Genomic DNA, 25,828 nt, shown 5'->3' with positions numbered 1-25,828 from the left:
GCACCTCCTTGAGGGAGTGGGGCCTAGAGCAGGCCCAGGAAGGACTTGATCGTCTCGAAGTTGATGAAGTCGGCCTTGTTGATCACGACGGCCTCGGGGCTGCGGTAGCCGCCGTCGCCCTCTTTGGCGTGGACGGCGATGGTGTGGGCGATGCGGGAGCTGATGCCGTTCTTGATGGCCAGGGCCGTTCCCGAGAAGGGATGGCGCAGATCCTTGCCCATGGGCGACTTGACGGCCTTGCCGTCTTTCTTCTCGTACTCGACGAGCTTGCCCACGTCGTGAAGAAGGGCGCCGGCGACGAGGACGTCGTTGTCGAGCTGGAAACCGCCGTTCTCCTTGTCTCTGTAGAGGGCGTTGTACTCGTCCATGGCCGCCTTGGCGATGCGGACGACGCCCCGATTATGCACGAGAAGAGAGGTGGGGCAGTTGGGGATGAGGAGGGTGAAGGGAATCCACTTCATGTCCTCCGGCTCCCAGCCGCCGATGGTGAGGGCCTCTTCGTAGGTGGCGACGACCTTCTCCTGAAGCTCCTTGTCGTGAATCCATTCGATCTCGGGCAGCAGTTCGCGGATCTTGTCTTTCATTTCTACCATCCCTTCCGGTCCTAATCCGTCCCCGCCTCCAGGGCCAGGGAGTCCTGCAGGGTCCTGTAGACCCGGTCGATATGATGCGACGCCTCGCTCCGCGCCCGTTCGGCGTCGTGATCCAGAATGGCCTCGTAGAGCGCGCGGTGTTCGTTCAGAAAGGCCTCCTTGTCGTGAAGAAGGCCGTAGATCCTGTCATGGGTCGTCATGATGAGGTTGAACATGAGCTTGACGACGTTGGAGAAGATGAAGTTCTGCGTCGCCTCGGCCATGGCCAGGTGAAAGTCGAAATCGAACTGGGCCCGGTGGTCGAGGGAATCGAGGTAGTCCTCCGTGTGGGAGAGGATGCGCCGCAGCTTCGTCAGGTCCGAGGGAAGGGCCCGCCGGGCCGCCTCGGAGGCGATGGCCGGGTCGAGGATGCGCCGGGCCTCCATCAGTTCCAGGACGGCCTCGTCCTCGAGGGGCATGTCGCCCTCCTTGCCGTCGCCGCGAGGGCGGCGGACGAAACGCCCCTTTCCGGGGATGCTCTCGATGAGTCCCATGAGCTCGAGGACGCGGAAGGCCTCCCGGAGGGAACTGCGGCTGACGCCCATGTCCTCCATGAGCTGCCGCTCCGGGGGAAGGGGATCTCCCGGTTTCAGGGCGCCGTCGGCGATGTGGCTTTTCAGCTCCTCGACGACTTTTTCGTAGATGCGGGTCTGTTTCATGCGTTTTTCGGCCAAGGCTGTTCCCTCCTCTGGGCCACCCAGTACACTTTATAGCCCAATTTGCGTTGCGAATCAAGGCCCGAATCTGTCTGTCAATTCTGCGAAATGAGGCGGATCGGCTATAATTGCTTCCTTGCAGATCCCGAACTTTCTGGGTCTGACCGGTTCGCCTTTCGGATCGGACCAGAAGGGCTCCAGTGTACCATGCCGGTCGGACCAGAGGAAGAGGGAGGATTAAAGACGACGGGTCGGTCTTTTGCTATGATGAGGCAGGGAGGCGGAGTCCCTCCTCCGCCGAGGGAGCAGCCTCTGCGGCGGATTTTGCCCCTCCCGGGATGGAGCCCCGTGGCCGCAGGCGGGATCGACCTTTCGTGCCCTGCGATTCTGGCCTGCCGTGCCGCCTGGACGTCGGAGGAACGCGCCGCTCCGAGGCGACACGGCGGATGGCCCGTTACGGGAGCCTCTGCGCGCTACCGACGGCTTTTTCGAAGGGCAGTGAACGAGGAGGAATGGAACGATGACTTTTACGGTACGTGTCGCAGACGACGATTCCCTGGTCTGCGAGGAACCCCTTTCGGGCCTCGATGTCCTGGCTCGTTCCCTTTCGGTCTTTCCCGGACGCGTCATCGCCTGGCGCGTCAATCATTACCTGAGGACGTTGCGGTGGTCCGTCGACGCCGATGCCGACGTGGCTTTCGTCGACACGAGCAGCTTCGAAGGGATGGAGATCTACCGGAGAACGCTCTCGTTCATGCTCGTCGTCGTCTGTCGTCAGGTGCTGAACGAGCGTCTTTGCGTCCGTCACTCCATCAGTGACGGTTATTACTGCGAGTTCGCCTCGGGCCCCATCGACGGGGCCTCGGTCGAGGTCATCATGCGGGCCATGGAAGAACTCGTCGCCGCCGATCTCCCGATCGAGCGCGTCGTCCTCCCTCTCGATCGGGCTCGCTCTCTTTTCGAGAGCCAGGGCAACGAGGAGAAGGCCAGCCTCCTTCGCTGGGCCGCCATCGACCCTATCGAGGTCTACCGCATGGACGGCGTTCACGGCTTCTATTACGCACCTCTGGCCCCGTCGACGGCCTTCGTCGATGTCTTCGACATCGTTTCCTACGAGCAGGGGCTGGTCCTGCGCTTCCCCACCGTCGCCTCTCCGCGGGAGTTGCCGCCCTTTCAGCCGCCCCACAAGCTGACGGGCGTCTTCCGCGAGTACTCCCGGTGGACGGAGGTCCTGGGCGTCGGCACGGCAGAGAGCCTTCACCGCCTCATCGCCTCGGGGTCCTGTCTGGAGCTGATCCTCATCTCCGAGGCCCTTCACGCCCAACGTTTCTCCCGCCTGGCCGACGAGATCGCCGCGAGGAAAGAGCTCCGTCTCGTATCCATCGCCGGCCCCTCCGGGTCGGGCAAGACGACGTCGGCCAACCGCCTCAGGGTTCAGCTTCGCGTCTGCGGTCTCAGACCGGTGACGATCTCCCTCGACGACTATTTCGTCGACAGGGAACATACGCCTCGCGACGAGGAGGGGCGCTACGACTTCGAGGCCCTCGAGGCTCTCGACATCGACAGGATCAACGGCGATCTCGAGGCCCTCCTGGCCGGGAAGGAGGTCATCCTTCCCCGGTTCGATTTCCTGGCGGGAAAGCGCGTGACGGGACCGAGGCTGCGCCTTTCGCCGGGCGAGATTCTCATCATCGAGGGAATCCACGGCCTGAACGGCCGTCTCACCCGGTCCGTCCCGGCCGAGGAAAAGTTTCTCATCTACGTCTCCTGTCTCACGGCCGTCAACTTCGATCGCCACAACAGGACGAGCACGACCGACAACCGCCTCCTGCGACGCCTCGTCCGCGATCATCGGCTTCGGGGCAAGTCTCCCGAGGCGACGCTGTCCCAGTGGCCTTCCGTGATCCGGGGGTCGCAGAAGCACATCTTCCCCTATCAGGAGGGGGCCGACGTCATGTTCAACTCGGCCCTGCCCTACGAGCTGCCCGTCCTCAAGGCCTACGTCGAGCCCCTTCTGCGCTGCGTCGTCGACGATTCGCCTTATTACGGAGAGGCTCAGCGTCTCCTGGCCATGCTCCGTTTCATGCCCCTCATCCGCTCCCAGGAGGTTCCCAACAACTCCATTCTCCGGGAGTTCATCGGAGGAAGCTGCTTTGATCTGTAGAAAACGCCATTCCGCGGGGGGATTCTCTTGGCGGTGACGATGGCCGACGTGGCCCGCGAGGCCGGCGTCAACAAGGCGACGGTGAGCCGCGTCCTCAGAGGGGACCCCCGGATTTCGCCGACGACGCGACGGAACGTGTGGGACGTGGCCCGTCGTCTCGGTTACGAGCCCAACGCCGTCGCCAAGGGGCTTTCGAGCCGCCGCACCGATGTCGTCGGCGTCGTTCTGCCCGCCCTGGCCCATCCCTGGACGGGCGAGCTCCTCTCCGGCCTGGAGCGCGTTCTGGCCAAGAGGGGGCTCAGTCTCCTCGTCCTCTCCTCGGGAGTCGCCTCGGGCTCGAGGGCTCGGGCGCTGCGCCTTCTCAAGGGGCGGGGCGTCGACGGCGCCCTCTGGCTCGACGGCCTCCCCGACGAGGAGCCCGATTTCCCTCTCGTCACTCTCGGTCGCTCCCTCTCCCGGGGCAGCGCCCTCGTCATCGACGAGACTCGCCTGGCCCGATCCCTGCTCGCCCTGGCCGGTCAGGAGGGGATCGCCCTCTTTCAGGGCGATGAGCCCCTCTTTCCCACCCTGCCCCTTCTTCTTCCCGAGCCCCCCGACAGGGCGAGGGCTCTGCCCCTCTATGACGGCCTCCTGCCGAGGCCGCCTCTGCCGGCGAGGGCCGTCCTCTGCGGCCGACCGGAGATCGCCGCCTTTTGTAACTGGATTTCCGTTCCCTGGCCGGCCTTCGATATCGGTGTCCTTGCGGGACGGCTCCTCTTCAACCTCATCCGAGGCCAGGGATCGAGGCCGGGAGAGATACGCCTCGCCCCGCCCCTCCTCTTGCCTCGCGACTAAACCCAAAAAGGCTTGTGTTCATTGGGCGAATAACAGTTGAACCGGGGTTGACTTATCTCGGACTCCCTGCTATAAAGGATCTCGAAAAGGGAATCTCAACCTACGGAGGCGAAACGGATGAATCCTCGTTTCTCGGCAGACCTTTCCAGTCGACGAAGATGAAGCCCCAGAGGGGGTTCTTTTCACCGTCGGTGGCAAAAAGAAGAGAGGTTGTGCTTGGAGAAGAAAGAGGAGGCGTCATCATGTGGCAGAAAGACGGTAAGGGCAACTGGTTCATGGCGGGACAGGAACCGATCGGCTGCTGCGGGAACTCTCAGGGCTCGTGGTGCAAGAACGAATCGGGCGACTGGTTTCTCGACCTCTCGGCCGCTTCGGCCGTCGTCGTCGCCTTTCCCACGGCCCGGGGACTTTCCGTCGCCCTCTAGAGTTCCGCTTAAAAGGTCCGCTTGAAAGGAGGGCCGCCCGTCAGGGCGGCCCTCCTTTCAAGCGGACCTTCACGACGGCGGGCCACCGAAGAGGCTCTCGGCGGGCGGCCAAACGCCGCGTCGAAAGGGTGGGCAGCGAAACCGTCGCGGCGCGGAACGTTTCTGTCGGTGAAGCGGGACAGGCCGGGGGAGTTGATTCCTCGGCCTGCGTGGCTCTTTCCGGGCTTTCTCAGAGGGGAAGGAGAAGGCTCATCATGGTCCGCAGCGGTTCGTCGGAGCTCTCGCCGTAAAGGGTACGAAAGGCGTGGTCGGCTCCTTCCAGAACGTGGAAACCTTTCTCCGTCGCCCCGATGGAGCCCAAAAGATCGCGGCAGGCCTCCTCGGAGAAGGTGCCGTCCCGGGAGCCGTAAAAGGAGAGGGCCCGGCGGACGCGGGCGGACCGGGCCGCCCTGGCGAGGATTTCCGTCGACGGCAGGCTGTCGAGGATGGGGAGAGAGAAAAAGCCGCTTCCCTCGAGTTCCTTTCTGCCCTCGAGTCCGCTGCCCGACAGGGCCAGGCCGTCGAGGGGGCCCGGCAGCTCGAAAGCGCTTTCGAGGCCCTCTCGGGCGAGAAGGCGTTTTGCCTCGCCTCCTGCGATCATGACGGCGTGGAGACCTCCCAGGGAGAAGCCCCAGAGCCAGAGAGGACGTCCCTTCAGGCCGAAGTCGGCCGCTGCGGCCAGGCCGGCAAGGACATCGCCGAGTTCCATGGCGTAACTCTTGCCGATGAAGGCGGCTTTCGCCCAGCCGCCGCGGTCGTCGCCGAAGGCCTGAGGATCGCGGCAGAGGCGGCTCGTCTCGACGATGACGACGTCGGCGTCGGAGGCCAGCATCCGGGCCAGCTTGCCGTATTTGTTCTCCTCCGTCAGGTTGGCCGTGCCGTGAACGCCATGGAGGAGGACGACGACGGGGCTCTTTTCGTGGCCCAGGAGGGCCTCGACGGAAACGGGGCCAAGGGCGCCGGCCGCCGTTGTTCTGAGGATTTTTCTCATTTCGCTGCAATTCCCGCCTTCCGTGAAGAGAGATTTTCAGGAGGGCCCTTCCCGTCCCGAAGGAGCCTTCGGCGACAGAGGCCGAAGGTGACGGCGCTTTCGTCGGTCTCTGTCCGGCGGGAGTCGCTGGAAAGGGCGACAGCCCGCAGGGGAGCCGGAAGGGCTCAGACGAGGTCAGGGGGCGATCGAACGAAACGTTCAATGGCTGACCGTTGCAGGGACCGTAGAAAAAACCCTGGACGAACAGGCCGCCCTTACTTTAGTATATACGATGGCGTCCCCGGATTTGTCTGAAAGTTTCGTGGACCGTCTTCGGCTTGGTCGTTGAGATCGCGGCGGAGGGCGGTTCCCTGCGGGGTTCCCAGACGAGGCTGCCCGACCCAGGGAGTCTCGGCGAGGAGGTGAAGAACAGGGGAAACTCGCGCGGAAGACGCCGCAAAAATCGTTCGAGGAGGTTGGACCCGTGATTCTGACGAACCCCGTCGTTCTTTCCGTGGTGGTCATGATTGTCCTCTGTCTTCTCCACCTCAACATCATTCTGGCTTTGATCGTCTCGGCCCTCGTGGCCGGTCTGGCTGCGGGCATGCCTCTGGGAGCGACGATGAGCACGCTCATCGGAGGCATGGGAGGAAACTCGGAGACGGCATTGAGTTACATTCTCTTGGGCGCTCTGGCTGTGGCCATCAGCCAGACGGGGCTGGCCTCGATTCTCAGCGTCCGTCTCGCCAAGGTGGTCGGCAACAGGAAGGCCTTTCTCCTCCTTCTCCTGGCCGGCCTGGGCTGTTTCTCTCAGAACCTGATTCCCATCCACATCGCTTTCATTCCCATCCTGATTCCCCCCCTGCTGGCCCTTTTCAACAGGCTCCGCCAAGATCGCCGTGCCGTGGCCTGCGCCCTCACCTTCAGTCTCAAGGCGCCCTACATCGCCATTCCCGCCGGTTTCGGCCTCATCTTCCACGGCATCCTCGCCGACCAGATGACGGCCAACGGCATGGTCGTGACGCGCGGCGACGTCTGGCCCTTCACCTGGATCCTCGGCGCCGGGATGGCTCTCGGCCTTCTCCTGGCGATTTTCGTCTCCTACGCCAAGGCGCGGGACTATGAGGATCGCCCCGTCGTGGGACTCGAAAAGGTTCCCGCCGCCGACGCTTTCGAAGGCAGGCACTGGCTTACCCTCGCCGCCGTCGTCGTGGCCTTCGTGATCCAGCTCAAGACGAGTTCCCTGCCCCTGGGAGCCGTGGCCGCCCTGGCCCTCATGACGGCAACGGGAACGCTCAAGTGGCGCCGCCTCGAAGAGGTCATGTCGGGCGGAATGGCCATCATGGGGATGATCGCCGTCATCATGCTCGTCGCCGCCGGTTACGGGTCCGTCATCAGGGAGACGAAGGCCGTCGACGGCCTCGTCGAGAGCGTCGTCGGTCTCGTGGGCGGCAGCCGGTTTTACGGTGCTCTCCTCATGCTTCTCGTCGGGCTGCTGGTGACGATGGGCATCGGGACCTCCTTCGGGACCATCCCCGTTCTCGCCGCCATCTACTGCCCCCTGGCGCTGAAGCTGGGTTTCTCGACGGGGGCGACGGTCTGCCTCCTCGCCGCCGCCGCCGCTCTGGGCGATGCCGGTTCCCCCGCCTCGGACTCGACCCTGGGTCCCACGTCGGGGCTGAACGCCGACGGACAGCACGATCACATCTGGGATACCTGCGTTCCCACCTTCCTCCATTTCAACATCCCGCTGATCCTTTTCGCGATGATCGGAGCTCTTTTGCTCTACTGATTTGTTTTTTCTCCGGAAAGGGATCTCGAAGGGCTGCCGCCGGAATCACGGCGGCAGCCCTTTTTGGGGCGGAACCAGGAGGCACTGCGATTGCCGGCTCCGTATCGCGTCGCTCCATCGAGTGCATCCCGTTTTTCGGCCTCCCGGCCACAGGGAACCCCCGTCGCAGGGAGGGGGTGCGGGATCGGACGGGCTTCAGGGAGAGATCAGACGTTGAAGCGGATCTCGATGATGTCGCCGTCGCGGACGGTGTAGTCCTTCCCCTCCAGTTTGAGGAGCCCCTTTTCCCTCATCTTGGCCTTCGAGCCCTCGTGGGCGGCGAAGTCGTCGTAGTGGGCGATTTCGGCGCGGATGAAGCCCCGGGCCAGATCGCTGTGGATCGTCCCGGCGGCGTCGACGGCCTTTTCTCCGTCGTGGAGGGTCCAGGCCCGGACTTCGTCGGGACCTACGGTGAAGAAGGAGATCAGTCCCAGCAGGCGGTAGGCTCCGGCGATGAGGCGATTCCGGCCGGGTTCGTCGATGGCCAGATCGGCCATGAAGGCGGCCTGGTCCTCGGCGGAGAGGTCGGCCATCTCCATCTCCATGGAACCGTAGACGCCGATGACCTCGAAGTTCCGTTCCCTGCCCAGCTGCCGAAGATCGGCCAGGCCCGGCACGTTTTCTTCCCTCTGGCTGTCGTCGAGGTTGACGACGACGAGCTCGGGCTTGAGGGTGACGAAGGCGAATCCCCGCAGGAGAGCCCGTTCTTCCGCCGTCAGGACCATCTCTCTCAGGGGACGCTCTTCCATGAGGTGGGCCTGGCATCGTTCGAGAAGGGGAAGTTCCTGCTCTTCGCCAGGCTGGAGCTTTTTCTTCCCTGCCAGGCGCCCCAGTCTGTTTTCGATGACGGCCAGGTCGCGGAAGATGAGCTCCATCTCGACGGTCTGCCAGTCGCGGAGGGGGTCGAGGCTGTCCAGGGGATGGGGGACGTCGTCGTTGGCGAAGGCGCGGACGACGTGGACGAGGGCGTCGGCGTTTTCGACGAAGGAGAGGAAGGCGTTGCCCAGTCCCGCCCCCTTGCTGGCTCCCTGGGAGAGGCCGGCGAGGTCGACGAATTCGACGGAGGCCGGTGTCTCCTTCTTGGGGGAGAAGAGAGAGACGAGCCAGTCGAAACGGGCGTCGGGGACGGAGACGACGGCCTTGTTGGGGTCCGTCTTGCCTCCCGCGTAGGGCTTGACCTCGGCACCCGCCCGGGTAATGACGTTGAAGACCGTCGATTTGCCGCAGAGGGGCAGACCGACGATGCCACAGCTCAGCATGAAAATCACCTCAAGATGGTTTCAGTGGGTTCGGAGAGGAGAACCTCCCCATCCCTATTCTAACGGATGGAGCGGCGGTGGGGGGATGGACGGGCCGATTCCCTCCCTGTCCGGCGGTGCGGGGTTGGGGCCTTTTGACTTTTCCCCGTCGGTCCGTTATTTTCAACGAATCAGATCTGCTCGGGAGGAAGGGCGATGACGAGGTCCGACGGCGATTTTGGAGGTTCTCCGGAGCTCCAGGATTGGGACTCGGACTCTTGGATCGGTCTCTACGAGGCCGAAGTGGCCTGGCGCCCGGCGCCGGCTCCCGATAGACCCTGCATCGAGGCCCCCTCGTGGCTGACGGCTCCCGCCCCCTCTCTGGGCGGAATCCCGCTTTTGCCCTCTTCGGCCGCCCTCTGGCCGGAAGGGGAGGCGTTCGTCGTTCTCGTTCACGGCATCGCCGTAGAGGGCCTTCTCTGGCGCCTTTACGGACGTGTCGTCCGGGGGCTCCAGAAAAGGGGCGTCGCCTGCGCCCTGCTCTTCCTTCCCGGCCACGGTCCCCGGGCACGAGGCCCGGCCCTGGGCGGGATGTCCCGTCTTTCCGTCGCCGAGGCTCTGTCCGTGGCCCACGGGGCCGTCAGCGAAGTGCGCTCCCTGGCGCGATGGGGGCGGGAACGCTACGGTAAGGTGGGCCTTTTGGGCGTCTCCCTGGGAGGAATGGTGGGGACCATCGCCCTGGCTCTGGAAGGGGCCCTCGACGGAGGGCTCCTGGCCGTTACGGGCGGCGGTCTTTCCTCCATCGTCCGCCATGGCACGGCGCGGTTCTTCCTGCCCGTCGGCGGCACGGCCCTTCGTGCCGCCGCCCTCGTCGAAGCGGCTTCCTACGGGGCCTACCTGGAGCAGGTGGCCCTCAGGGGCTGGCGTTCCGTCCGGCCCTCTTCGGCGGCTTTCCTCGTCGATCCCCTGACCTTCGCTCCTCTCGTGGGGAGGGAGAGGGTCCGAATGATCCTGACCCGCTGGGACCCCGTCGTTCCCTATCGTTGCGGCGTCGATCTCTGGCGGGCCCTGGGGCGTCCCCCTCTCGACCGGGTGCCGGGCGCCCACGGATCGGTGCTGCTTTTTCAGAGGGATCTGATCGTCCGACGGTTGGTCGAGGCGATCGCCCTGTCCTGAAAGGAGAGTTGGAGATGGAACCCCGTTTTTTCAGCCCCGCCGACGGCAGGGCCTACCGGACCCTCGACGCATCGTCCATCGTCGAGATCTTTCATCCCGATGTCGCCGCCGGCCTTCCCTACAGCCTGGCCGAGGCGACGGTGGCCCCCGGCGAGACGACGATCATTCACCTTCATCGGGGGACTTTCGAAATCTATTATGTTTTGGAAGGATCGGGTACGATGGAGGTGGAGGGATGGTCCCGGCCTCTTTCCGTCGACGAGGCCGTGCTCATTCCTCCCGAAAGTCGCCATCGCATCGCGGCCGGAGAGAAAGGCCTGCGTTTTCTCTGTATCTGCTCTCCCGGCTATCGCCACGAGAAGACCGTTCTTTTCGAGGGAGAGACGGACCTGAGCGGTGGAGAACCTCTCTCCTGACGGGTTTGAAAGGAAGGGATCTGCTGTGATCGCCTTTTTGTTGACGGGTCTCCTGTTCTTTGGGGCTTTTTCGCCGGCCCTGGCCGGCGAGGTCGTTGTCGACCGGGCTGATGTCTACGGCGGCGGCGCCTGGATCACCTGTTCCTTCCCGGCCGAGGAGGAGATGGTGCTGGAGCTTCCGGCCACGCTCGATCGGGATTCCCTGACGGTGACATCCCGAGGCGCCGAGGTGCTGCGCTGGACCGTCGAGGAGCGCCCCTCTCCCGGGTGGCTGCCCCCCGCGCTGGGACCCCTGCGCGACGAAGTCGACCGCGCCCGGGCCCAGGTTCAGCTCCTTCGCGCCCGGTCGGCGGCCCTGAGGCAGGCCGCGGGCCATCTCGAAAAGGCGCTGCCCGAGGCGAAGGACGGGGCCGACCTGGAGGCCTTCGTCGACAGGGCTCAGAGAAAACGCGAGGGGCTCGAGCTCCGCCTGCTCGAGACGGCCGATCTGGAGAAGACGGCCCTCGCCGAATGCGAAGCCCTGGAGGCCCTGCTCGCCTCGCGCCGTCCCGAGGTGGAATCGGTCCTGATCTTTTCGGCCTCGACGAGGGGCGAGGGAGAGGTGGTCGTCAGGGGCTGGTCTTCCCATGCCTCCTGGCGTCCCCTTTACCGTCTCGATCTCGCCGCCTCGACGGGGGAGACGCACTGGCGTCTCGACGGGCTCCTGAGCCAGAGGACGGGTCTGCCCTGGCGGGGCGAGGTGGCCTTCCACTCGGGAACGCCGCGGAACGACCTCGACCTGCCCGAACTGCCCCCTCTCGTCGTCGACGTGGCCGTGCCCCTTAGGGCGGCGAAGAGGATGGAGGCCCTCTCCTCGGCTCCCTCGGTTCTCCTCGATTCCTACGGGAACGAAAGGGAGCGGCGCGAATCGGTGACGGACGTCGTCCTGACGGCGGAGACCGAGGCTCCTGGCGACGGCACGGATGTCCGCGTCGAGCTCGAGACCTTTTCCCTGGCGGGCAAGACCGACCTGACCCTGTGGGGCGACCTGTCGCCCCGGGCCTGGCTTCTCTGGAAGACGGACGGACTCGACCGGGCCCTTCTTGCCGGGCAGGCCGAACTTTTCGTCGACGGGAGCCCAACGGGGAGGACCTTCATCTCCGAGCGCGGCGCCGGACAGAAGCTCGACCTTCCCTTCGGCCAGTCACCGCTGGTCAAGGTCCTTCGCGAAGAGATCCTTCCCCGCCAGGGGAGCGCCTGGACGGGACGGGGGCGTCTCGAGAGGGGCTATCGCCTCGTCCTTTCGAGCAGCCTGGCACGGGCCCAGGTCGTGACCGTACGGGATCGCCTGCCCGTGAGCGCCAACGAGAAGGTCAAGGTCGAATCGGTCGAGTTTTCGACGGAACCGACGGAACGGGACGAAGAGGGACGGCTCTCGTGGGAGCTGACTCTCGAAGGAGGGGCTTCGGCGGAGATCACCGTCCGTTACCGCCTCTCCTATCCCGGTGACGGCGAAATCGTCTTCTACGGAGGGGATCGGCCATGATGCTGCGCTTTCTCGTCGACAATCACTGTGGTCGTGGCGACCTTCTGGCCGAACACGGCCTTTCGGTCCTCATCGAGACCCCTCGGGGAACGCTGCTTTTCGACGGCGGCGCCGGGAGGGCTCTCCTGGCCAACGCGGCGACTCTGGGCGTCGATCTGGGTGCCGTCGACGCCGTTGTCGCCAGCCACGGCCATTCCGACCACACGGGCGGACTTGCCCGGCTGGCCTCTCTCGGCTCTTTCCCCCTCTACGGACATCCCGCCCTCTGGGGCGAGAAGATCGCCTACCGGGGCGGGAAGCGCTCGTTCGTCGGCTGCCAGCTTTCGCGCCACGCCGTCGATTTCCGCCCCGTCGAGGGCGTCGTCGAAATCGTCGAAGGCCTCTGGGCCGTGACGACCTCCCCCGAGGAGCGTGATCGGGCCCTCGTCCCTTCGACGCCCCGGCTCCTTCTGCGCGACGAAAGGGGAACGGGGCCGGACCCCATGGCCGATGACCTTTCACTGGTGCTCCGAGGACCCGGGGGGTATTCGGTCCTTTTCGGCTGTGCCCACGGAGGGGCGGCCAATATCCTCGAAAAGGTGGCGCGCACCTTCGGGACAAGGCGCTTCTATTCCGTCGCCGGCGGGATGCACATGGCCGGACAGGATCGTCCTTTCGTCGAGAGGGTGATCGAGGCCCTTGCGGCCTATGAGGTCTCCCTCTGGCGTCCCTGCCACTGTACGGGCCTTGAGGCGCTCTGCGCCATGGAACGGGTTCTTCACGACGTCCGGTGGGCCGCCGCCGGAACGGTCCTGGAGCTCTGAACGGTCATGGAGGAAGCCGACAAGCTGGCCGCCTATCTGGAGCGCCTTCGGGAAGAGGGTCTGCGTCTCACGGCGCCGCGGCGGGTCATCATCGAAACCCTTCTCGACAATCTGGGACGTCATCTCAACGCCAGGGAACTCATGGATCTCGTCCAGGAACGGGACGGCACGGTGGGGTTCGCCACCGTCTACCGTACGCTGGAGCTGCTCGTGGGCCTCGGCATGCTGAACCGCATCAGCCTCGAAGAGGGGTTCAGCCGCTACGAAGTTCCCGACGAGAGGATGCACGTCCATCTCTACTGTCGCTTCTGCGGCAAGACGGTCCACCTTCCCGACGAGGCGGAGAAAGAGGCCCTCGTCCGGAGTTGGATGGAGGGAAGCGGTTTCATTCTTCTGCCTCAGACCTTCGAGATCGCCGGCGTCTGCGCCGAATGTCGCCGCTGCCTTTCCGACGAGAGCGTCGATGTGGCCCCCTGCGGCAAGATCTGTCGCGGTCGCGGCAATCGCCGCTGCCGTAGGATCCGGGGAGGCAACGAGGGTTGAAGCCTTCCTCTCCTGAGCGGCCCGGTCTTTGGGATTTTCTGACCGTGCCTCCCTCCCTCTCCCTCCTTCTCGTCGTCCTGCTCGTCTTCTTCGGGGGGGAGGGACCCGAGGCGCCCGGAGGGGCGCCGGCTCTCTGGATTGCCTTCCTGGTGGCCTATGTTTTTCTGGCCGTAGGCGACCTCCTGTCCCGCCTGAAGGGCCTCTCTCTCTCCCGTTCCGCCCTTCAGTGTCTCTGTCAGGGGATCGTCCTGACGGCTCTTCCCTCCTACCTGGGCACCTCAGCGGCATGGAGCTGGATCGGCCTGGCTCTCCTGGCGACGGGACTGATCCTGTCCCTTTCCCGCTCGGCCCCGTCCTTCCGCCCCCCCATCGTCGAAAAGAAAGAGGGCCCGCCGGCCCTTCCCGTCACGTCGTTCCTTGAAACGCTCCCTCTCCCGGCCTTTTTCGACGTCGGATCGGGTGAGGAGACGACCTTCCTGGCCAATGAGGCCGCTCTCGCCCTGGCGGCGACGTCGGGGCAGACGACGACGGAATTCTTTGGAAGGATCCTCGCCGAGGGGAGGTTCTCCCTGGGCGATCGGGATTACGATCTTCTCCGCGCCCAGGGGATGGCTCTTGCCCTGCTCGTCGAAAAGCAGCTCCCTTCGCCGGTGCCTCAAGTCGAAGCCGATCGGGATCCCGAGCCCGTACCCCACAAGGTGGAAGGACGCGAGAGAGGGCTTCTCCGCGCCGCCGAGGAGCTGGCCCGGGCCCGTCGCTACCGGCGATGGCTCTCGGCCGTTCTGATCCGCCCCGACCAGATCGGTCCCCTTCAGCTTTCTCTCGGCGAGGCCCAACGGCAGGAGATCTTCGACCTCTTCTTGGGTGAGGTCGCCTTGACGCTGCGCGATTCCGAGCCGCTCTTCCGTCTGGGACCGCAGGAGCTCCTGGCTCTGCTGCCGGAGACGCCTCAGGCGGGAGCACGGAAATTTTCGTCGCGACTGAAGCAGATGGCCCTGGAATTCAAGCCCAAGGTCTTCGGTCTCGAGGCGGCAAGTGGCCCCTTCCTGGTTCTCAAGACGGGCATCGCCTTCTACGACGGCAACGGCGTGCTGACCCTGGAGGAGTTCTTCAGCCAACTTGAGGCCTCGATCACTCAGAACCTCTGATTCCTTCGTCGCTCCATGCCCGGCCCGTCCGGAGTCATTTCTACTTTTCCCGGAGGCGAAAACGATGGAAAGGCAACGATCCCTGGAAGGAGTTTTCCCCGAGATCTCGACGGCGCGGCTGGACATGAAGGCCCTCGATCCCGGCCAGGCCCGACGCCTTAACGAGATATGGACCGATCCCCGCGTCATCGAGTACATGGTTCTCGACCCCTTTACGGAGATGGAGCAGACCTGCGAGATGATCGAAACGCTCAGAGGACTCCACGGGGCGGGACTGGGCATCCGCTGGGCCGTCTGTCTGCGCGACGGAGGAACCGTCCTGGGCACCTGCGGCTTTCATAACTGGAGGCGTGAACACCACAGGGCCGAAATCGGTTACGAGCTCGATTCGCTCTACTGGCGCCAGGGTTTCATGGGAGAGGCCGTTTCGGCGGCCCTGGAACACGGTTTCGAGACGATGGACCTGAATCGCGTCGAGGCCTTCGTCACCGTGGGCAATCGCCTTTCCTGGGGGTTCCTCAAAAAAATGGGCTTCACGCTCGAAGGGACGCTGCGAGCCTATGAATGGGCCCGAGGGCGTCATCAGGACCAGTGGGTCTTCTCCCTCCTCCGCGAGGAGTGGAGGAGGGAGAAGACTCGACCCTGACGGTCCTCCTGGAACGGGGGAACCGAAAGAGAGGAGGGCCAGCGGAAGCGGAGCCTTCAGCGGTCCTATCGGGCCTGCGACGGTTGGAAAAGGAGATGGGCCCCCGGTTTTTGCCGCGACGGGCCTCGGGCCCGCTGACGATCGAGGAGGGATTTGCGATGAGACGACCTGTGTCTTTCCCTGCCGCCGCTTTTCTGTTGGTTCTGGCCCTGGTCCTTGCTTCGGCTCCGGCATCGGCTTCGAGCCTGATCCGGCGGGAGATGACGCTTCATCAGGCCAGAGAACTGCTGGCCCGCGAGGGATACAGGCCCGAGGCGGACGAGCCGAACGGGGTCTGCCATTTCAAGATCATGGGCTATCGTGCCCAGCTTTTCGTCCTCGACGGGGGAGAGTCCCTCCAGTTTCACTGCGGCTGGACCGATACCGACGCGACCTTGCGGCGGGTCAACGCCTGGAATCAGGGCAAACGTTTTTCGAGGGCCTACATCGACGACGACGGAGACCCCCATCTGGAGCTCGACCTCGACCTCGCCGGCGGCGTGACGGACGATCGCGCCGCCGATTTTCTCAAGACCTGTCTCGTGTCGCTCGAGGCCTTCGTCAAAGAGGTCATTTGAGGCGTGACGGGGTTCGGGCGTGACCTCTCGTCCGGGTTCGGGCTGTCACCGACATGGCGGGGGCCTGGAAGGAGCCTCCTGTGCCTGTGGTGGGGCCTTTGTGGCAGCGTCTTCGGCCCGGTTCGCCGGAGATCGGGGCCTGTCGTTTAAGGGAGAGAAAGGAGCTTTGCCGTGACGGGAATTCTTCTGCGCAACGGCCTTCTGTGCGATCCTCGACGGAGGACAAGGGAACGGGGACATCTTCTGCTCGACGGAGGTCTTGTGGTGGGACGCCTTTCCGACGAGGAGGCCCTCGATGCCGAAAAGAGGGGCTGTCACGTCATCGATGCCGGTCCCTTCTGGGTCACGGCGGGACTCATCGACGTCCATACCCACCTGGGACTCTGGGAGGAGGGCGCTCCCGAGGAGGAGGGGAGCGGCAACGAGATGACCAGTCCCGTCACGCCCCATCTGCGCGTCGTCGATGCCGTCAATCCGGCGGACAGGGCCTTTTCCGAGGCCCGCCGGGCCGGGGTGACGACGGTGCAGATCCTTCCGGGCAGCGCCAACGTCATCGGAGGTCAGGGGGCCGTCGTCCGGACGGAGGGGACCGTCGTCGACGCCATGATCCGCCGGGCGCCTTCGGCCATGAAGGCCGCCTTCGGCGAGAACCCCAAGAACGTCTACCGAGCCCAGAAGGCCGCGCCGTCGACGCGGATGGCCGTGGCCGCCACGTTGCGGGAGGCCCTGCTGAAGGCCCGTCGCTACGGCGAAAGCCTCCAGGCCAAGGGGAAGAAGGGACGTGAGGGCGAGCTCGACGTCAAATCCGAGGCCCTCCTCTCCGTCCTCTCCGGCGAGGTGCCGCTGCGGGTTCACGCCCATCGGGCCGACGACATGATGACGGCCCTGCGCATCGCCGACGAGTTCGGCCTCTCCATCACCCTCGAACACGGCACGGAAGGCCTCCGCATCGCCCCGATCCTGGCCGGGAGGGCGATTCCCGTCGCCTACGGTCCGGCCCTTTCGTCGCGGCCCAAGCTGGAGTTGGCCGAGTTGGAAATCGGCGACGCCGCCCGTCTCGTGGCTGCCGGCGTCCGTCTTTCGCTGACGACGGACCATCCCGTCATCCCCATCCGCTTCATCCTGGCCCAGGCCTCCGAGGCGGTGCGGGCGGGCCTCGATGCCGACGACGCCCTGGCCGCCCTGACGATCAACGCCGCCGAACACCTGGGTCTCGCCGAGACCTTAGGAAGCCTCGACGAAGGCAAGCGGGCCGATCTGGTCCTCTGGACGGGCGATCCCCTCCACTACCGGACCGTGGCCGCCGCGACCTTCATCGACGGGAAGGTTGTCCACAAGGATCGGGGCGTCCAGCTCTAGAAGTCTGTCTGGCCTGGTCTAACGATCGTGGATCGATGCCCTTTCGTGTCGCCTAAAAGAAGTTATTCGTTATTGAGAATAGAACTTTAGTTTTATCGATCAGGCTGAATCGACTTTTTCCAGGGAGGTCCGACAGACTCCTCGTATCTGGGAATCTCCTGAAAAGGGGGAAGCACGAAGGAGGAGCGGGGCCGACGGCCCCTCTCCTCCTTCGTGTGCTCTGTCCTCTTGCTAGCCCCGATAGATGTGGGCCTTCAGGGGGGGGAAACCGTTGAAGTTGATCGAGCAGTAGCTCGTCGTGTAGGCGCCGGTGGTGAAGATGTAGACGCGGTCGCCCTCGGTGATTTCGCCGGGGACCTCGTACTTGGTGTCCTCGTAGAGGATGTCCATGCTGTCGCAGGTGGGGCCGGCCAGAATGATCTGCTTCGTCGTCGCGCTCTCGCGGTCGACGAAGATGGGGTATTTGATCGATTCGTCGATGGTCTCGATGAGGCCGCCGAACTTGCCCACGTCGAGATAGACCCAGCTGTACTGGTTGAACTCGGATTTCTTCGAGACGAGGACGACCTCGCTGACCATGATCCCGGCGTCTCCGACGAGGGACCGTCCCGGCTCGATGAGGATCTCCGGGGCGTGGTCGCCGAAGTCCTCTTCGAGGAATCGGGTGATCTCGCGGCAGTAGAGCTCCATGTCGTGCGTCGGCGCCACGTAGCTGGCCGGGAAGCCCCCGCCGAGGTTGATCATGCGCAGACGAACGCCCTCCTGGGCCGCGGCGTCGAAGAGATAGCGGCAGGTGGCGATGGCGTGGTCCCACTGGCCGATGTCGCGCTGCTGGGAGCCGACGTGGAAGGAGATGCCGTAGGGGTCGAGGCCCAGCTCGGCGGCCAGGAGAATGAGGCGGTAGATCGTGTCGGGGTGGGCGCCGAACTTGCGCGACAGGGGCCAGTCGGCGCCGCTGCCGTCGGTGAGGATGCGGAAGAAGACGCGCGAGCCCGGGGCGTTTTCGGCCAGCTTGCGGACATCCTCCTCGGAATCGGTGGCGAAGAGGCGGATGCCCCGATCGTAGGCGTAGGCGATGTGGCGGGCCTTCTTGATGGTGTTGCCGTAGCTCATGTCGTCGGCTCTGGCGCCGAGGCGGAGCATCTGGTCCAGCTCGAAGACGGAGGCGATGTCGAATCGGCATCCCTTGCCGATGAGCATCTTGAGGATCTCGTCGTGGGGGTTGGCCTTGACGGCGTAGTAGACCTTGCTGTAAGGCAGGAGACGACGGAGTTCGTCATATTTCTCGGAGATCCTGTCGATGTCGACGACGACGAAGGGCGTCTCCTTATCGGCGGCGAAGGCCTTGATCTTTTCGAATCGTTCCGGTGTCGTGTACCGTTCAAGGTCAAAGGCGTAGCTGATAGCGTCTTCCACACCGTTCCCCCCCAGATGAAGTTGCTTTCGGACCTCAGTTTAGAAGGTGTCTTTCTGCCGATCAAGAGGTGAGGGATGTGTTCCCGAGCTATTTTTCGTGATTTTTGCGTTGATTTTACCGTGTCCCCCCGCGGCCGGCCAGAAAGGCCGTGCTCCAGCAGACCTGGAGGTTGTAACCCCCTGTCGGGCCGTCGAGATCGATGACTTCCCCGGCGAAGTGGAGGTTCTCCCAGGCTTTTGCCCGCATCGTCCGGGGATCGAGCTCTTTCAGGGAGATGCCGCCGGAGGTGACGAGAGCCCAATCGAAGCCCAGAAGCCCTGTCGGCGTCAGGGGAAAGCCTTTGAGGAGAGCGGCGATCCTCTGCCGCTCCTCTTTCGTGATGCCGTTGAGGGGACGGTCGACGGCGACGGCGGCGAGGTCGACGAAGGAGGCGATCAGCTCCCGGGGGAGGAGTCCCGCAAGAAGGGAGGAGAAGGGATAGCCCTTTCGCTTTTCGATGTCGCGGATCAGTCGGGCGTCGATTTTTGCGGCGTCGAGGGCCGGCTTGAGATCGATGGAGAGGGTGACGTCGTCGTTTCCCTCCAGGGCTTCGCCGACGTTACGGGCCAGGTCCATGGCGATGGGACCGCTGATGCCGAAGGGAGTGAACTGCATCTCGCCGAAGCGACTGTCGGTCTTCTTCCCTCCGACGAAAAGGGCCAGAGCGACGTTGCGGAGGATCAGCCCGTCGAGATTGAGGGCCCCGCTTTCGGCGGTGCGGATGGGGACGATGGCCGGTCGGGGAGGGACGACGTCGATGCCCAGTTCTCGGGCCCAGCCGAAGGCGTCGCCGCGGGAACCGGTCCGGCCGTAACTGCAGCCGCCCGTGGCGACGATGATCCGTCGGGCTCTCAGTTCTCCCTTGGAGGTCCTGACGGCGACGATCCGTCGGTCCTCTCTCAGGAGTTCCCGCACGAGGTGGTTTGTCCTGATGGTGACGCCCTGTCTCCGCGCCTCTTCGACGAGGAGGTCGCGGACGGTCCGTGCGTCGCCCGAGGCGGGAAAGACCCGCTTGCCCCGTTCGACGACGGAGGCCAGCCCCCGTTCGTCGAAAAAACGGCAGATGGCCTCGGGGCCGAAGGCGGCCAGCCCGGTGTGGAGGAACCGCCCCTTCCGGCCGAAGGGTTCCTGAAGCGTCTGGGCCGACAGACCGGCATTGGTGAAATTGCATCGCCCCTTGCCGGTCAGGAGGAGCTTTTTGCCCGTCTCCCCGTTGCCTTCGACGAGGAGCGTCCTCTCCCCCCCTGCGGCGGCCTCGGCTGCGGCGAAAAGGCCGGCCGGCCCGCCTCCGATGACGATGAGGTCCCAGGTGTCCTGTGAGTCTCTTCCCGTTTTCAGAGTGATCAGGCTCCTTCCGTACAGGCCCGGTGGAAATTTCCCTTTTCCCCGCTCCTGCGCTGGAAGGCGAGGGCTCGTGGGCTATAATAAAGGGGCTCGGACGCCTCTCGTGGGGAGGCCGGGCGCCTCGGGGCCCGTTTCTTGAGGGAAGGGGGAGCGCCGCCCCCTAAGGAGCGCTTCAGTAGCTCGATCCCTTGGGTGCGACGGCCTGGACGGTCTTCGTGGCGTTGTCGACGCGGAACCAGAATCCCTCCTCGCCGCCGGAGCCGTTCTCGGTCTCTTTGCGATCGACGGTGAAGCTGACGATGAAGGTTCCGGCCTGTTCTCCCTCGACGACGCCCCATCCCGTGACCTTGACCGGTCCTCGGGCCTCCTCCTCTTTGACCCAGGCCCGGAGGTATTCGGGCGACAGGGCCTTTTCCTTGACGAGAACGATGGCTTCGGAACGGGCCATCGCCTTCTGGAAAAGATGGTAGCCCGTGACGAGGCAGACCAGGATGACGGCGATGAGGGCGAGCGCTGCGGGGTGGAATCTCTTCAAAAGCGGTCACGTCCTTTCCGATGCGGAGTCCCCCTATTCTATGCGAAAAGATCGATCGGAAGCGATCGACCGGAAAGGAGGTGGACCGATGGAGCGTGCCAAGGTGCTGGCTGAGGTTGTTCTTGCCGAAGAGTTGACGTTGCGGATTTTGGCCGGAGAAAAGACGCCCTGGATCGTCCTCCTCAACGGCAAATCGCGGAAGCGCCGCAACGTCCGTCTCGGCTGGTTCGAGTCCTCCCGCCCCGTCGTCCTGGGCGGTCGGGGGCCCAGCCGGGAGTTCTCCGTCGAGGAAGTCGACGGGGCGCTGCGTTCCCTTCTGTCCCAGTTTTTCTCCTCCGTCGCCGTGCAGAGCCTTTTCTGGCAGGCCTTTCGGGTCATGCAGAGCCGTCTTCACCGCACCCGCTTCGTCGTCGAGGAGTCGGACTGCCGCCTTTTGCCCGATTCGAAGCGGGAGACGCTGTGGCTGGCCTACATCCCCCACGGCGCGATCCACGCGAAAGTGAGACATACCTTCCCCCTGGGGGAGAAGGAGCGTCCCCTGCTGGAACGCTTTCTCTCCGGGGACAGCCCCTGGCCCGCCGTGGAGCTGACGGCCCAGGAGGCACGGGGATCGATGGCCGCCATGCCTTTCGTCCGCGAGCTGGGACTGATCGACCCCGAGCGTTGGCTGCGTCCCCTCATGATCGCTCTTGCCGGGGTTCTGCTCGGTTTTCGTGACGGGTCCAGCGGCGTCGAGTGCGATCTTTCCGATTCCCTCTGGCAGGCCTACTACGCTTCCGGAGGGAGGATGCAAGCGGCCAAGCTCAACCTTCCCTCGGAGGAGGCCTTTCTCGCCGAGGTGAGAGGGCTCATGCGCCTTCGGCCCTACCTGGACAGCCTGGCCTACGAACGGGCTTTCGACGGTCAGGTCCACCTCCAGGAGAGGGGCTACAGCCGGCGGGAGCGTTTCTCGGCCCTCGTCGACATCTCCGGCTGCCGAGAGTTCGTCATCACCCGTTTCGTCGGTGAGAGGGGCGCCCTTCTCTTCGCTCCCTCCCGTCCCGCTCCGGGCGAGACGGACCGGATCCTCTTCTTTCCCCAGGAGATCTTCGATGCCGTCGGCAGCCTCAACGCCGCGATCGGCATTCTGGATAACGATTTCGCCTCCCTCCAGATCTGGAAAAGCTGGAGGCGACTGAGAGGACAGCGGCGGCTGGAGCAGCTGCTGGAGAAGGTTCCCCTTTTCGGGAGGAGCGTCTCCTGCGCTGAGGAGGGAAAGGAGGAGAGGCCGTGATGCGTTTGAAGGGTCGGAGGGTTCTCATGTTCGTCGAGGATGTCTACGAGGACCTGGAACTGTGGTATCCCAAGCTCAGGCTCGTCGAGGAGGGGGCTGAAGTCGTCGTCGCCGCCCCCGAGGCCGGGAAGCTCTACCGCGGCAAGAACGGCTATCCCGCCAGGAGTGACGTGGCCCTGACCGACGTCGCCGAAGGGGATTTCGACGGGCTGGTCCTTGCCGGAGGCTTCGCTCCCGACAAGCTGCGCCGCATCGCTGAGGTCCTGGAGTTGACCCGGGCCTTTCACGAGAGGGGCAAGCTCGTGGCCCATATCTGCCACGCCGGATGGATCCCGATTTCGGCGGGCATCGTCCGGGGGTTCCGCTGCACGTCGACGCCGGGCATCAGAGACGATCTGGTCAACGCCGGCGCCCTCTGGTTCGACGAGCCCGTCGTGTGCGATCGCCACATGGTCTCCAGCCGCAGGCCTGACGATCTGCCCCAATTCTGCCGGGCCATCATCGAGTTCCTCGATCGTTGAGGGGGGCCCGTTCAGTGGAGAGAGGAGGGATGTCATGAAATTCGACAAGATTCTCGCCTGTGTCGACGGAAGCGAAGCCAGTCCCCTCGTGATACGCCAGGCCCTGGACTGGGCCGCGAGAGAGGGATCGGGAAGCCTCGAAATCCTCCACGTCGTCGACTCCAAAGTGGAATATCCCGTTCTGGCCGCCGAGTTCGACGAGGCCGCCGATCCCCGCGGCGAGGTGGAGGCCAAGGTCCTGGGCAAAGTGGAGGAAATGGTCCGGGCCAATCTGGAGGAGGAGGAGTCCCTTCCCTGGACGGTCAAGATCATCACCGGCCGGCCCTACGAGGTCATCGTCCGCAGGGCCAGGGAGTTGGGCGTCGACCTCATCCTGCTGGGACATCGCCGTCTCTCGGGATGGGAGCGCCTCCTCCTCGGAAGCGTCGCCTCCAAGGTCGTCCCCTATGCTCCCTGCAACGTCCTCGTCGTCCGTCCCGGACTGGAACGGGTCGGCAAGGTCCTGATCGCCCTCGACGGAACGGAGGAGAGCCGCTCCGTGGCCTCCTTCGGTCTCGACCAGGCCCGCCTTCTCGGTGCCGAGGAGGTGCTTTTCCTCCACGTCGTCGAAGAGGTCACCGAGGCGACTCACACCTACTGGGGGTCCTTCACCGTCGGCCCCGAGTACTACGCCCGCGCCCGCAACGTCGCCGAGGCGAACATGGACCGCCTCCTCTCCGATCTCTCCAAAGAGAGGGAGGGAGATCTTCCCCTCTGTCGTTCCCGCGTCGAAGTGGGACGTTCCCACGCCACGATCATCGACAAGGCCGAGAAGGAGAAGGCCGATCTCGTCATCGTCGGAGACAGGGGCGTCGGAAGTGCCCTCGAAGGGTTCCTCCTCGGAAGCGTATCGGCCAAGGTGGTCCGCTACAGTCCCGCCAGCGTCCTCGTCTATCGGCTTCCGACGGGGGGAAAGTCCTGACCGTCAGACCTCGTCGTAGCGGAAACAGCTGACGAGGTGGTCGTTGACAAGACCTGCGGCCTGGAGAAAGGCGTAGCAGATCGTCGGTCCCACGAAGGAGAAGTTCCGTCGCTTCAGCTCCCCGCTGAGACGCCCCGAAAGAGGCGTCGAGGCGGGGATTTCCTTTATCGTGATCCGGCGGTTTTTGACGGGGATTCCGTCGACGAAACTCCAGAGGAAATCCGAGAAGGATCCCTCCGCCTCGACGAGGGAAAGAAAGGCCCAGGCGTTGGAGCGAGCGCTCTCGATCTTGCGCCGGTTGCGGATGAGGGCGCTCTCCCCGAGGAGCCGCTCCACGTTGCCGTCGTCCATGGAGGCCATCTTCTCGGCGTCGAAATCCCAGAAGGCTCTCCGGTAAGCCTCGCGGCGGCGCAGGACCGTGATCCAGCTCAGCCCGGCCTGGACGCCCTCCAGGATCAGGAATTCGAAAAGCCTCCGGTCATCCCGTAGAGGGACGCCCCATTCCTCGTCGTGATAGGCCTCGTAAAGGGGATCGCCTTCGGCCCAGGGACAGCGGACGAGATCGCCTCTCATCGGGCCGTCGCCGTCCGGTCCGCCGCCAGAGGCCGCCAAAGGAGAAAGTGGAGGCCGGGAGCGGCCAGGAGGAGACTCCCGCCGAAAAGGCGGAAGGCTCCCTCGTAGCCGGAGAGGGCGGCCATGTGGCCGATGGCCAGGGGGGAAAGGGAGAAACAGCAGGCCATGAAGAACCAGACCATCGACGATGTCTTGGCGCGCAGGGGGCGAGGGGCCACGTCGCCGATGAGGGCCAGGTGCATGGGGAAGCCGAAGCCCATGCCCAGGCCGAAAAGGGCGCCGCAGGCCGTGAAAAGAGCGTTCGAGGAGGCGAAAGAGGCCAGGATGAGGCCCGACGAGGTCAGGGCGAGAGAGGGAGCCACGAGGCTCATCCGAGGAAGGCGATCCATGAGGCGGAAGGCGGTGAGGCGAATCAGGACGGAGACGGCCGCGTTGGCCGAGATGAAGCCCGAGGCCAGGAGGCCCTTGGCGTGGGCCAGCCCCGTGACGGAGAGCATGGCCGCGTCGGTGAGGGAGAAAAGGGTCACGGAGAGGAATAGGGTCAGGACGGGACGGTGTCTGAAGACCTCGCCGTAGCTGCCGGGCCGCTCTCCCGTCTCGACGGGCATTTCGTCGCCTCGGAAGGGAAAGGCCAGAAAGAGGCAGCAAAGAGAGGCGGCCACGGGGAGAAGGGCGTAGGCGAAGGGCAGCCCCTTCGTCAGAAAGAGCTCGGCCAGAGGGACGAGAGTGACGAGGGGGGCGATGCTCCCCGCCGAGGTGAGGGCGAAGGAAGAGCCTCGGTGGCTTTCGGGGACGCAGAGCGTCTGGTACGTCGTGAGGGCGACGACGAAAAGGCTGGCCCCGATGCCCATGAGGGATCGCCAGAAGAGAAGTCGCGAAAGAGAGGGGCCGGAGAGGGCCAGACCGAGGGAGCAGGCCAAAAGGACGGTGGCGCCGAGGAGGAAGCTGGAGCGGAAGGGAAGACGCTCCACGAGCCAGCCCACGAGGGGGCGGGAGAGAGTCGACGAGGCGTAGTAGCTGCTCAGGACAAGACCGGCCGCCTTGGGGTCGTCGAGGCCGAGACAGGTCAGGTAGGCCGCGAGAAGATAATAGGTGTTGCTCACGCCGTTGACGGCGAAATTGGCCGCCGTCAGGCGGAGGAGCAGAGCTCCGTAGCCGGCCATGCGATGCAACTCCCTCCGAGAGATCGACTCCAAGCATACACCGCCTGAAAGACGAAAAACAGCCCCGGGACAGACGGAGCCCTTGGCGGGAAAAGCCCGTCTAGTGTACTTGACAGCCGATGCTGTGGCCTTTAGTATCAATGTCGAATCCAGTTCGGGATACGACTTAGTGAAAGGAATGAATAAACATGGCGACAGCGGAAGAGCGGGCCCATCAGAAGATCGTCGAGCTGATTCTCTCCCGTGCCTATGCTCCGGGAGACCGTCTCGTCGAGACGGAGCTGGCCCAGTCGCTCGGCCTCAGCCGCACGCCGATCCGAAACGCCATGAGGCAGCTTGTGGCCGAGGGTCTCCTGGAGGCTCAGGACGGGAAGGGGTGTTATGTGCCCAGGCTGACGCCCGAGGACATGCGGGATATTTTCAAGGCCCGTATTTACCTGGAGGGGAAGGCGGCTCTCGAGGCGGCGACGGCCCGAACGGAGAGGGACGTCGATTATGTCCGCGATCTTCTGGAGCGGGAGAAGGAGCACTACAGGGCGGGGCGCCTCCATGAGTATACGGAGATCAACAAGGCCTTCCATCTCGTCGTGGCCTCAATGGCCCGCAATCCCTACATAGAGAAATTTGCCAGACAGACCTTCTGGCGCTCCGAGCTCTATATCTTTTTCTTCGACCGTTTCTACGTTCCCGAGGAGCCCGAAAAACCCCTCCGGGACCCCTCCCAGTCCCGCAGCTGCCAGGAGCACGAGCGCATCGTCGAGGCCATCTCGGCCGGTGATGGCACCCTGGCCGAGGTGACGATGAAGGCCCACATCCTGACGACCTACTCTCTCATGACGCGGCGGATGCCCCTGATTCCCACGACGGGGCTCCAGCCGGCCCGCTACGTGTAAGGAGCGGCCCTCGGCCGCATGAAAGGTCCCGTTTCTCAGGGTTTTCCCGTCGAGAGAGGAGGTAGGGGAGGAAGACGTTCCTGCCGA

Annotated in this window: 26 protein-coding genes; 17 read left to right on the top strand and 9 right to left on the bottom strand. The window is 64.5% G+C overall.

The features are described from left to right. Positions 1-23: 23 nt before the first annotated feature. Both KAR29_RS05980 and KAR29_RS05975 read right to left on the bottom strand, forming a co-directional pair. Positions 24-584, bottom strand: a complete 561-nt coding sequence (locus KAR29_RS05980) for an HD domain-containing protein (RefSeq protein ID WP_274374701.1) — start codon at positions 582-584, stop codon at positions 24-26. A 20-nt stretch (positions 585-604) separates the two neighbouring features. Then, positions 605-1,306 (bottom strand): FadR/GntR family transcriptional regulator, encoded by a 702-nt coding sequence (locus KAR29_RS05975; RefSeq protein WP_274374700.1) that lies wholly within the window; start codon positions 1,304-1,306, stop codon positions 605-607. 502 nt (positions 1,307-1,808) lie between these two features. Here KAR29_RS05975 and KAR29_RS05970 point away from each other — a divergent pair. The 3 genes from KAR29_RS05970 to KAR29_RS05960 all read left to right on the top strand — a co-directional run bounded on the left by KAR29_RS05970 (position 1,809) and on the right by KAR29_RS05960 (position 4,711). Next, the gene (locus KAR29_RS05970) at positions 1,809-3,452 is read left to right on the top strand and encodes a nucleoside kinase (RefSeq protein ID WP_274374699.1); all 1,644 of its coding nucleotides are present in this window, start codon (positions 1,809-1,811) and stop codon (positions 3,450-3,452) included. 33 nt (positions 3,453-3,485) lie between these two features. Continuing rightward, positions 3,486-4,286 carry a LacI family DNA-binding transcriptional regulator gene (locus KAR29_RS05965; protein WP_274374926.1) on the top strand — a complete coding sequence of 267 codons (801 nt, stop codon included), beginning with the start codon at positions 3,486-3,488 and terminating at the stop codon, positions 4,284-4,286. A gap of 242 nt (positions 4,287-4,528) precedes the next feature. After that, the gene (locus KAR29_RS05960) at positions 4,529-4,711 is read left to right on the top strand and encodes a hypothetical protein (RefSeq protein ID WP_274374698.1); all 183 of its coding nucleotides are present in this window, start codon (positions 4,529-4,531) and stop codon (positions 4,709-4,711) included. Between the two features lie 229 nt (positions 4,712-4,940). Here the strand turns inward: KAR29_RS05960 and KAR29_RS05955 are convergent, their stop codons facing one another. Further along, entirely contained in the window at positions 4,941-5,741 is an 801-nt protein-coding gene (locus tag KAR29_RS05955; RefSeq protein WP_274374697.1) for an alpha/beta fold hydrolase, read from the bottom strand. A gap of 463 nt (positions 5,742-6,204) precedes the next feature. Here KAR29_RS05955 and KAR29_RS05950 point away from each other — a divergent pair, with 463 nt between their 5' ends. Next, positions 6,205-7,512, top strand: coding sequence for a Na+/H+ antiporter family protein (locus KAR29_RS05950; RefSeq protein WP_274374696.1), 1,308 nt, complete (start codon positions 6,205-6,207; stop codon positions 7,510-7,512). A gap of 206 nt (positions 7,513-7,718) precedes the next feature. Here the strand turns inward: KAR29_RS05950 and ychF are convergent, their stop codons facing one another. Beyond that, the gene (ychF, locus tag KAR29_RS05945) at positions 7,719-8,810 is read right to left on the bottom strand and encodes a redox-regulated ATPase YchF (RefSeq protein ID WP_274374925.1); all 1,092 of its coding nucleotides are present in this window, start codon (positions 8,808-8,810) and stop codon (positions 7,719-7,721) included. 195 nt (positions 8,811-9,005) lie between these two features. On the opposite strand from ychF, the gene KAR29_RS05940 reads away from it, so the two are divergent. The 9 genes from KAR29_RS05940 (at position 9,006) to KAR29_RS05900 (ending at position 17,022) form a co-directional block, all read left to right on the top strand. Then, positions 9,006-9,965 (top strand): alpha/beta hydrolase, encoded by a 960-nt coding sequence (locus tag KAR29_RS05940; RefSeq protein WP_274374695.1) that lies wholly within the window; start codon positions 9,006-9,008, stop codon positions 9,963-9,965. 14 nt (positions 9,966-9,979) lie between these two features. Then, on the top strand, positions 9,980-10,381 hold the full coding sequence (locus tag KAR29_RS05935; RefSeq protein ID WP_274374694.1) for a cupin domain-containing protein: 402 nt from the start codon (positions 9,980-9,982) through the stop codon (positions 10,379-10,381). Between the two features lie 40 nt (positions 10,382-10,421). Continuing rightward, a complete protein-coding gene (locus tag KAR29_RS05930; RefSeq protein ID WP_274374693.1) occupies positions 10,422-11,906 on the top strand; it encodes a DUF4139 domain-containing protein in 1,485 nt (494 codons plus the stop codon). Next, positions 11,903-12,709 carry an MBL fold metallo-hydrolase gene (locus tag KAR29_RS05925; RefSeq protein ID WP_274374692.1) on the top strand — a complete coding sequence of 269 codons (807 nt, stop codon included), beginning with the start codon at positions 11,903-11,905 and terminating at the stop codon, positions 12,707-12,709. The genes KAR29_RS05930 and KAR29_RS05925 overlap by 4 nt, the downstream gene beginning before the upstream one ends. Positions 12,710-12,715: 6 nt before the next feature. Then, positions 12,716-13,252, top strand: a complete 537-nt coding sequence (locus KAR29_RS05920) for a Fur family transcriptional regulator (RefSeq protein WP_274374691.1) — start codon at positions 12,716-12,718, stop codon at positions 13,250-13,252. After that, the gene (locus KAR29_RS05915) at positions 13,249-14,400 is read left to right on the top strand and encodes a nucleotidyl cyclase domain-containing protein (protein ID WP_274374690.1); all 1,152 of its coding nucleotides are present in this window, start codon (positions 13,249-13,251) and stop codon (positions 14,398-14,400) included. Before KAR29_RS05920 ends, KAR29_RS05915 begins: the two co-directional genes overlap by 4 nt. A gap of 64 nt (positions 14,401-14,464) precedes the next feature. Continuing rightward, complete coding sequence (locus KAR29_RS05910) at positions 14,465-15,046, top strand: GNAT family N-acetyltransferase (RefSeq protein WP_274374689.1); 582 nt, start codon at positions 14,465-14,467, stop codon at positions 15,044-15,046. A gap of 158 nt (positions 15,047-15,204) precedes the next feature. Next, positions 15,205-15,663 (top strand): YbjN domain-containing protein, encoded by a 459-nt coding sequence (locus tag KAR29_RS05905; protein WP_274374688.1) that lies wholly within the window; start codon positions 15,205-15,207, stop codon positions 15,661-15,663. Positions 15,664-15,834: 171 nt separating this feature from the next. Further along, positions 15,835-17,022 (top strand): amidohydrolase, encoded by a 1,188-nt coding sequence (locus KAR29_RS05900; protein WP_274374687.1) that lies wholly within the window; start codon positions 15,835-15,837, stop codon positions 17,020-17,022. Between the two features lie 231 nt (positions 17,023-17,253). Here KAR29_RS05900 and KAR29_RS05895 read toward each other — a convergent pair whose 3' ends face one another. The 3 genes from KAR29_RS05895 to KAR29_RS05885 all read right to left on the bottom strand — a co-directional run bounded on the left by KAR29_RS05895 (position 17,254) and on the right by KAR29_RS05885 (position 20,357). Beyond that, positions 17,254-18,438 (bottom strand): type III PLP-dependent enzyme, encoded by a 1,185-nt coding sequence (locus KAR29_RS05895; protein ID WP_274374686.1) that lies wholly within the window; start codon positions 18,436-18,438, stop codon positions 17,254-17,256. Between the two features lie 115 nt (positions 18,439-18,553). Further along, positions 18,554-19,771 carry a BaiN/RdsA family NAD(P)/FAD-dependent oxidoreductase gene (locus KAR29_RS05890; RefSeq protein WP_274374924.1) on the bottom strand — a complete coding sequence of 406 codons (1,218 nt, stop codon included), beginning with the start codon at positions 19,769-19,771 and terminating at the stop codon, positions 18,554-18,556. A 223-nt stretch (positions 19,772-19,994) separates the two neighbouring features. Beyond that, positions 19,995-20,357 carry a hypothetical protein gene (locus KAR29_RS05885; RefSeq protein WP_274374685.1) on the bottom strand — a complete coding sequence of 121 codons (363 nt, stop codon included), beginning with the start codon at positions 20,355-20,357 and terminating at the stop codon, positions 19,995-19,997. A gap of 88 nt (positions 20,358-20,445) precedes the next feature. Here KAR29_RS05885 and KAR29_RS05880 point away from each other — a divergent pair, with 88 nt between their 5' ends. From KAR29_RS05880 to KAR29_RS05870, 3 genes are read left to right on the top strand one after another with little or no spacing between them, the layout of a single operon-like run. Continuing rightward, the gene (locus tag KAR29_RS05880; RefSeq protein ID WP_274374684.1) at positions 20,446-21,630 is read left to right on the top strand and encodes a hypothetical protein; all 1,185 of its coding nucleotides are present in this window, start codon (positions 20,446-20,448) and stop codon (positions 21,628-21,630) included. After that, a complete protein-coding gene (locus KAR29_RS05875) occupies positions 21,630-22,151 on the top strand; it encodes a type 1 glutamine amidotransferase domain-containing protein (RefSeq protein ID WP_274374923.1) in 522 nt (173 codons plus the stop codon). Before KAR29_RS05880 ends, KAR29_RS05875 begins: the two co-directional genes overlap by 1 nt. A gap of 34 nt (positions 22,152-22,185) precedes the next feature. Further along, the gene (locus KAR29_RS05870) at positions 22,186-23,112 is read left to right on the top strand and encodes a universal stress protein (RefSeq protein ID WP_274374683.1); all 927 of its coding nucleotides are present in this window, start codon (positions 22,186-22,188) and stop codon (positions 23,110-23,112) included. 3 nt (positions 23,113-23,115) lie between these two features. Here the strand turns inward: KAR29_RS05870 and KAR29_RS05865 are convergent, their stop codons facing one another. Then, positions 23,116-23,685, bottom strand: a complete 570-nt coding sequence (locus tag KAR29_RS05865) for a DNA-3-methyladenine glycosylase I (RefSeq protein ID WP_274374682.1) — start codon at positions 23,683-23,685, stop codon at positions 23,116-23,118. After that, positions 23,682-24,848 carry an MFS transporter gene (locus tag KAR29_RS05860; RefSeq protein ID WP_274374681.1) on the bottom strand — a complete coding sequence of 389 codons (1,167 nt, stop codon included), beginning with the start codon at positions 24,846-24,848 and terminating at the stop codon, positions 23,682-23,684. The genes KAR29_RS05865 and KAR29_RS05860 overlap by 4 nt, the downstream gene beginning before the upstream one ends. A gap of 188 nt (positions 24,849-25,036) precedes the next feature. Between KAR29_RS05860 and KAR29_RS05855 the strand changes: the two genes are divergently transcribed. After that, entirely contained in the window at positions 25,037-25,741 is a 705-nt protein-coding gene (locus tag KAR29_RS05855) for a GntR family transcriptional regulator (RefSeq protein WP_274374680.1), read from the top strand. The last annotated feature ends 87 nt before the right edge of the window (positions 25,742-25,828 follow it).

This window comes from Aminithiophilus ramosus (assembly GCF_018069705.1).
Taxonomy (GTDB): domain Bacteria; phylum Synergistota; class Synergistia; order Synergistales; family Aminithiophilaceae; genus Aminithiophilus; species Aminithiophilus ramosus.
The sequence above is the reverse complement of the archived record's forward strand: the minus strand, read 5'-3'. Positions and strand labels throughout refer to the sequence as shown.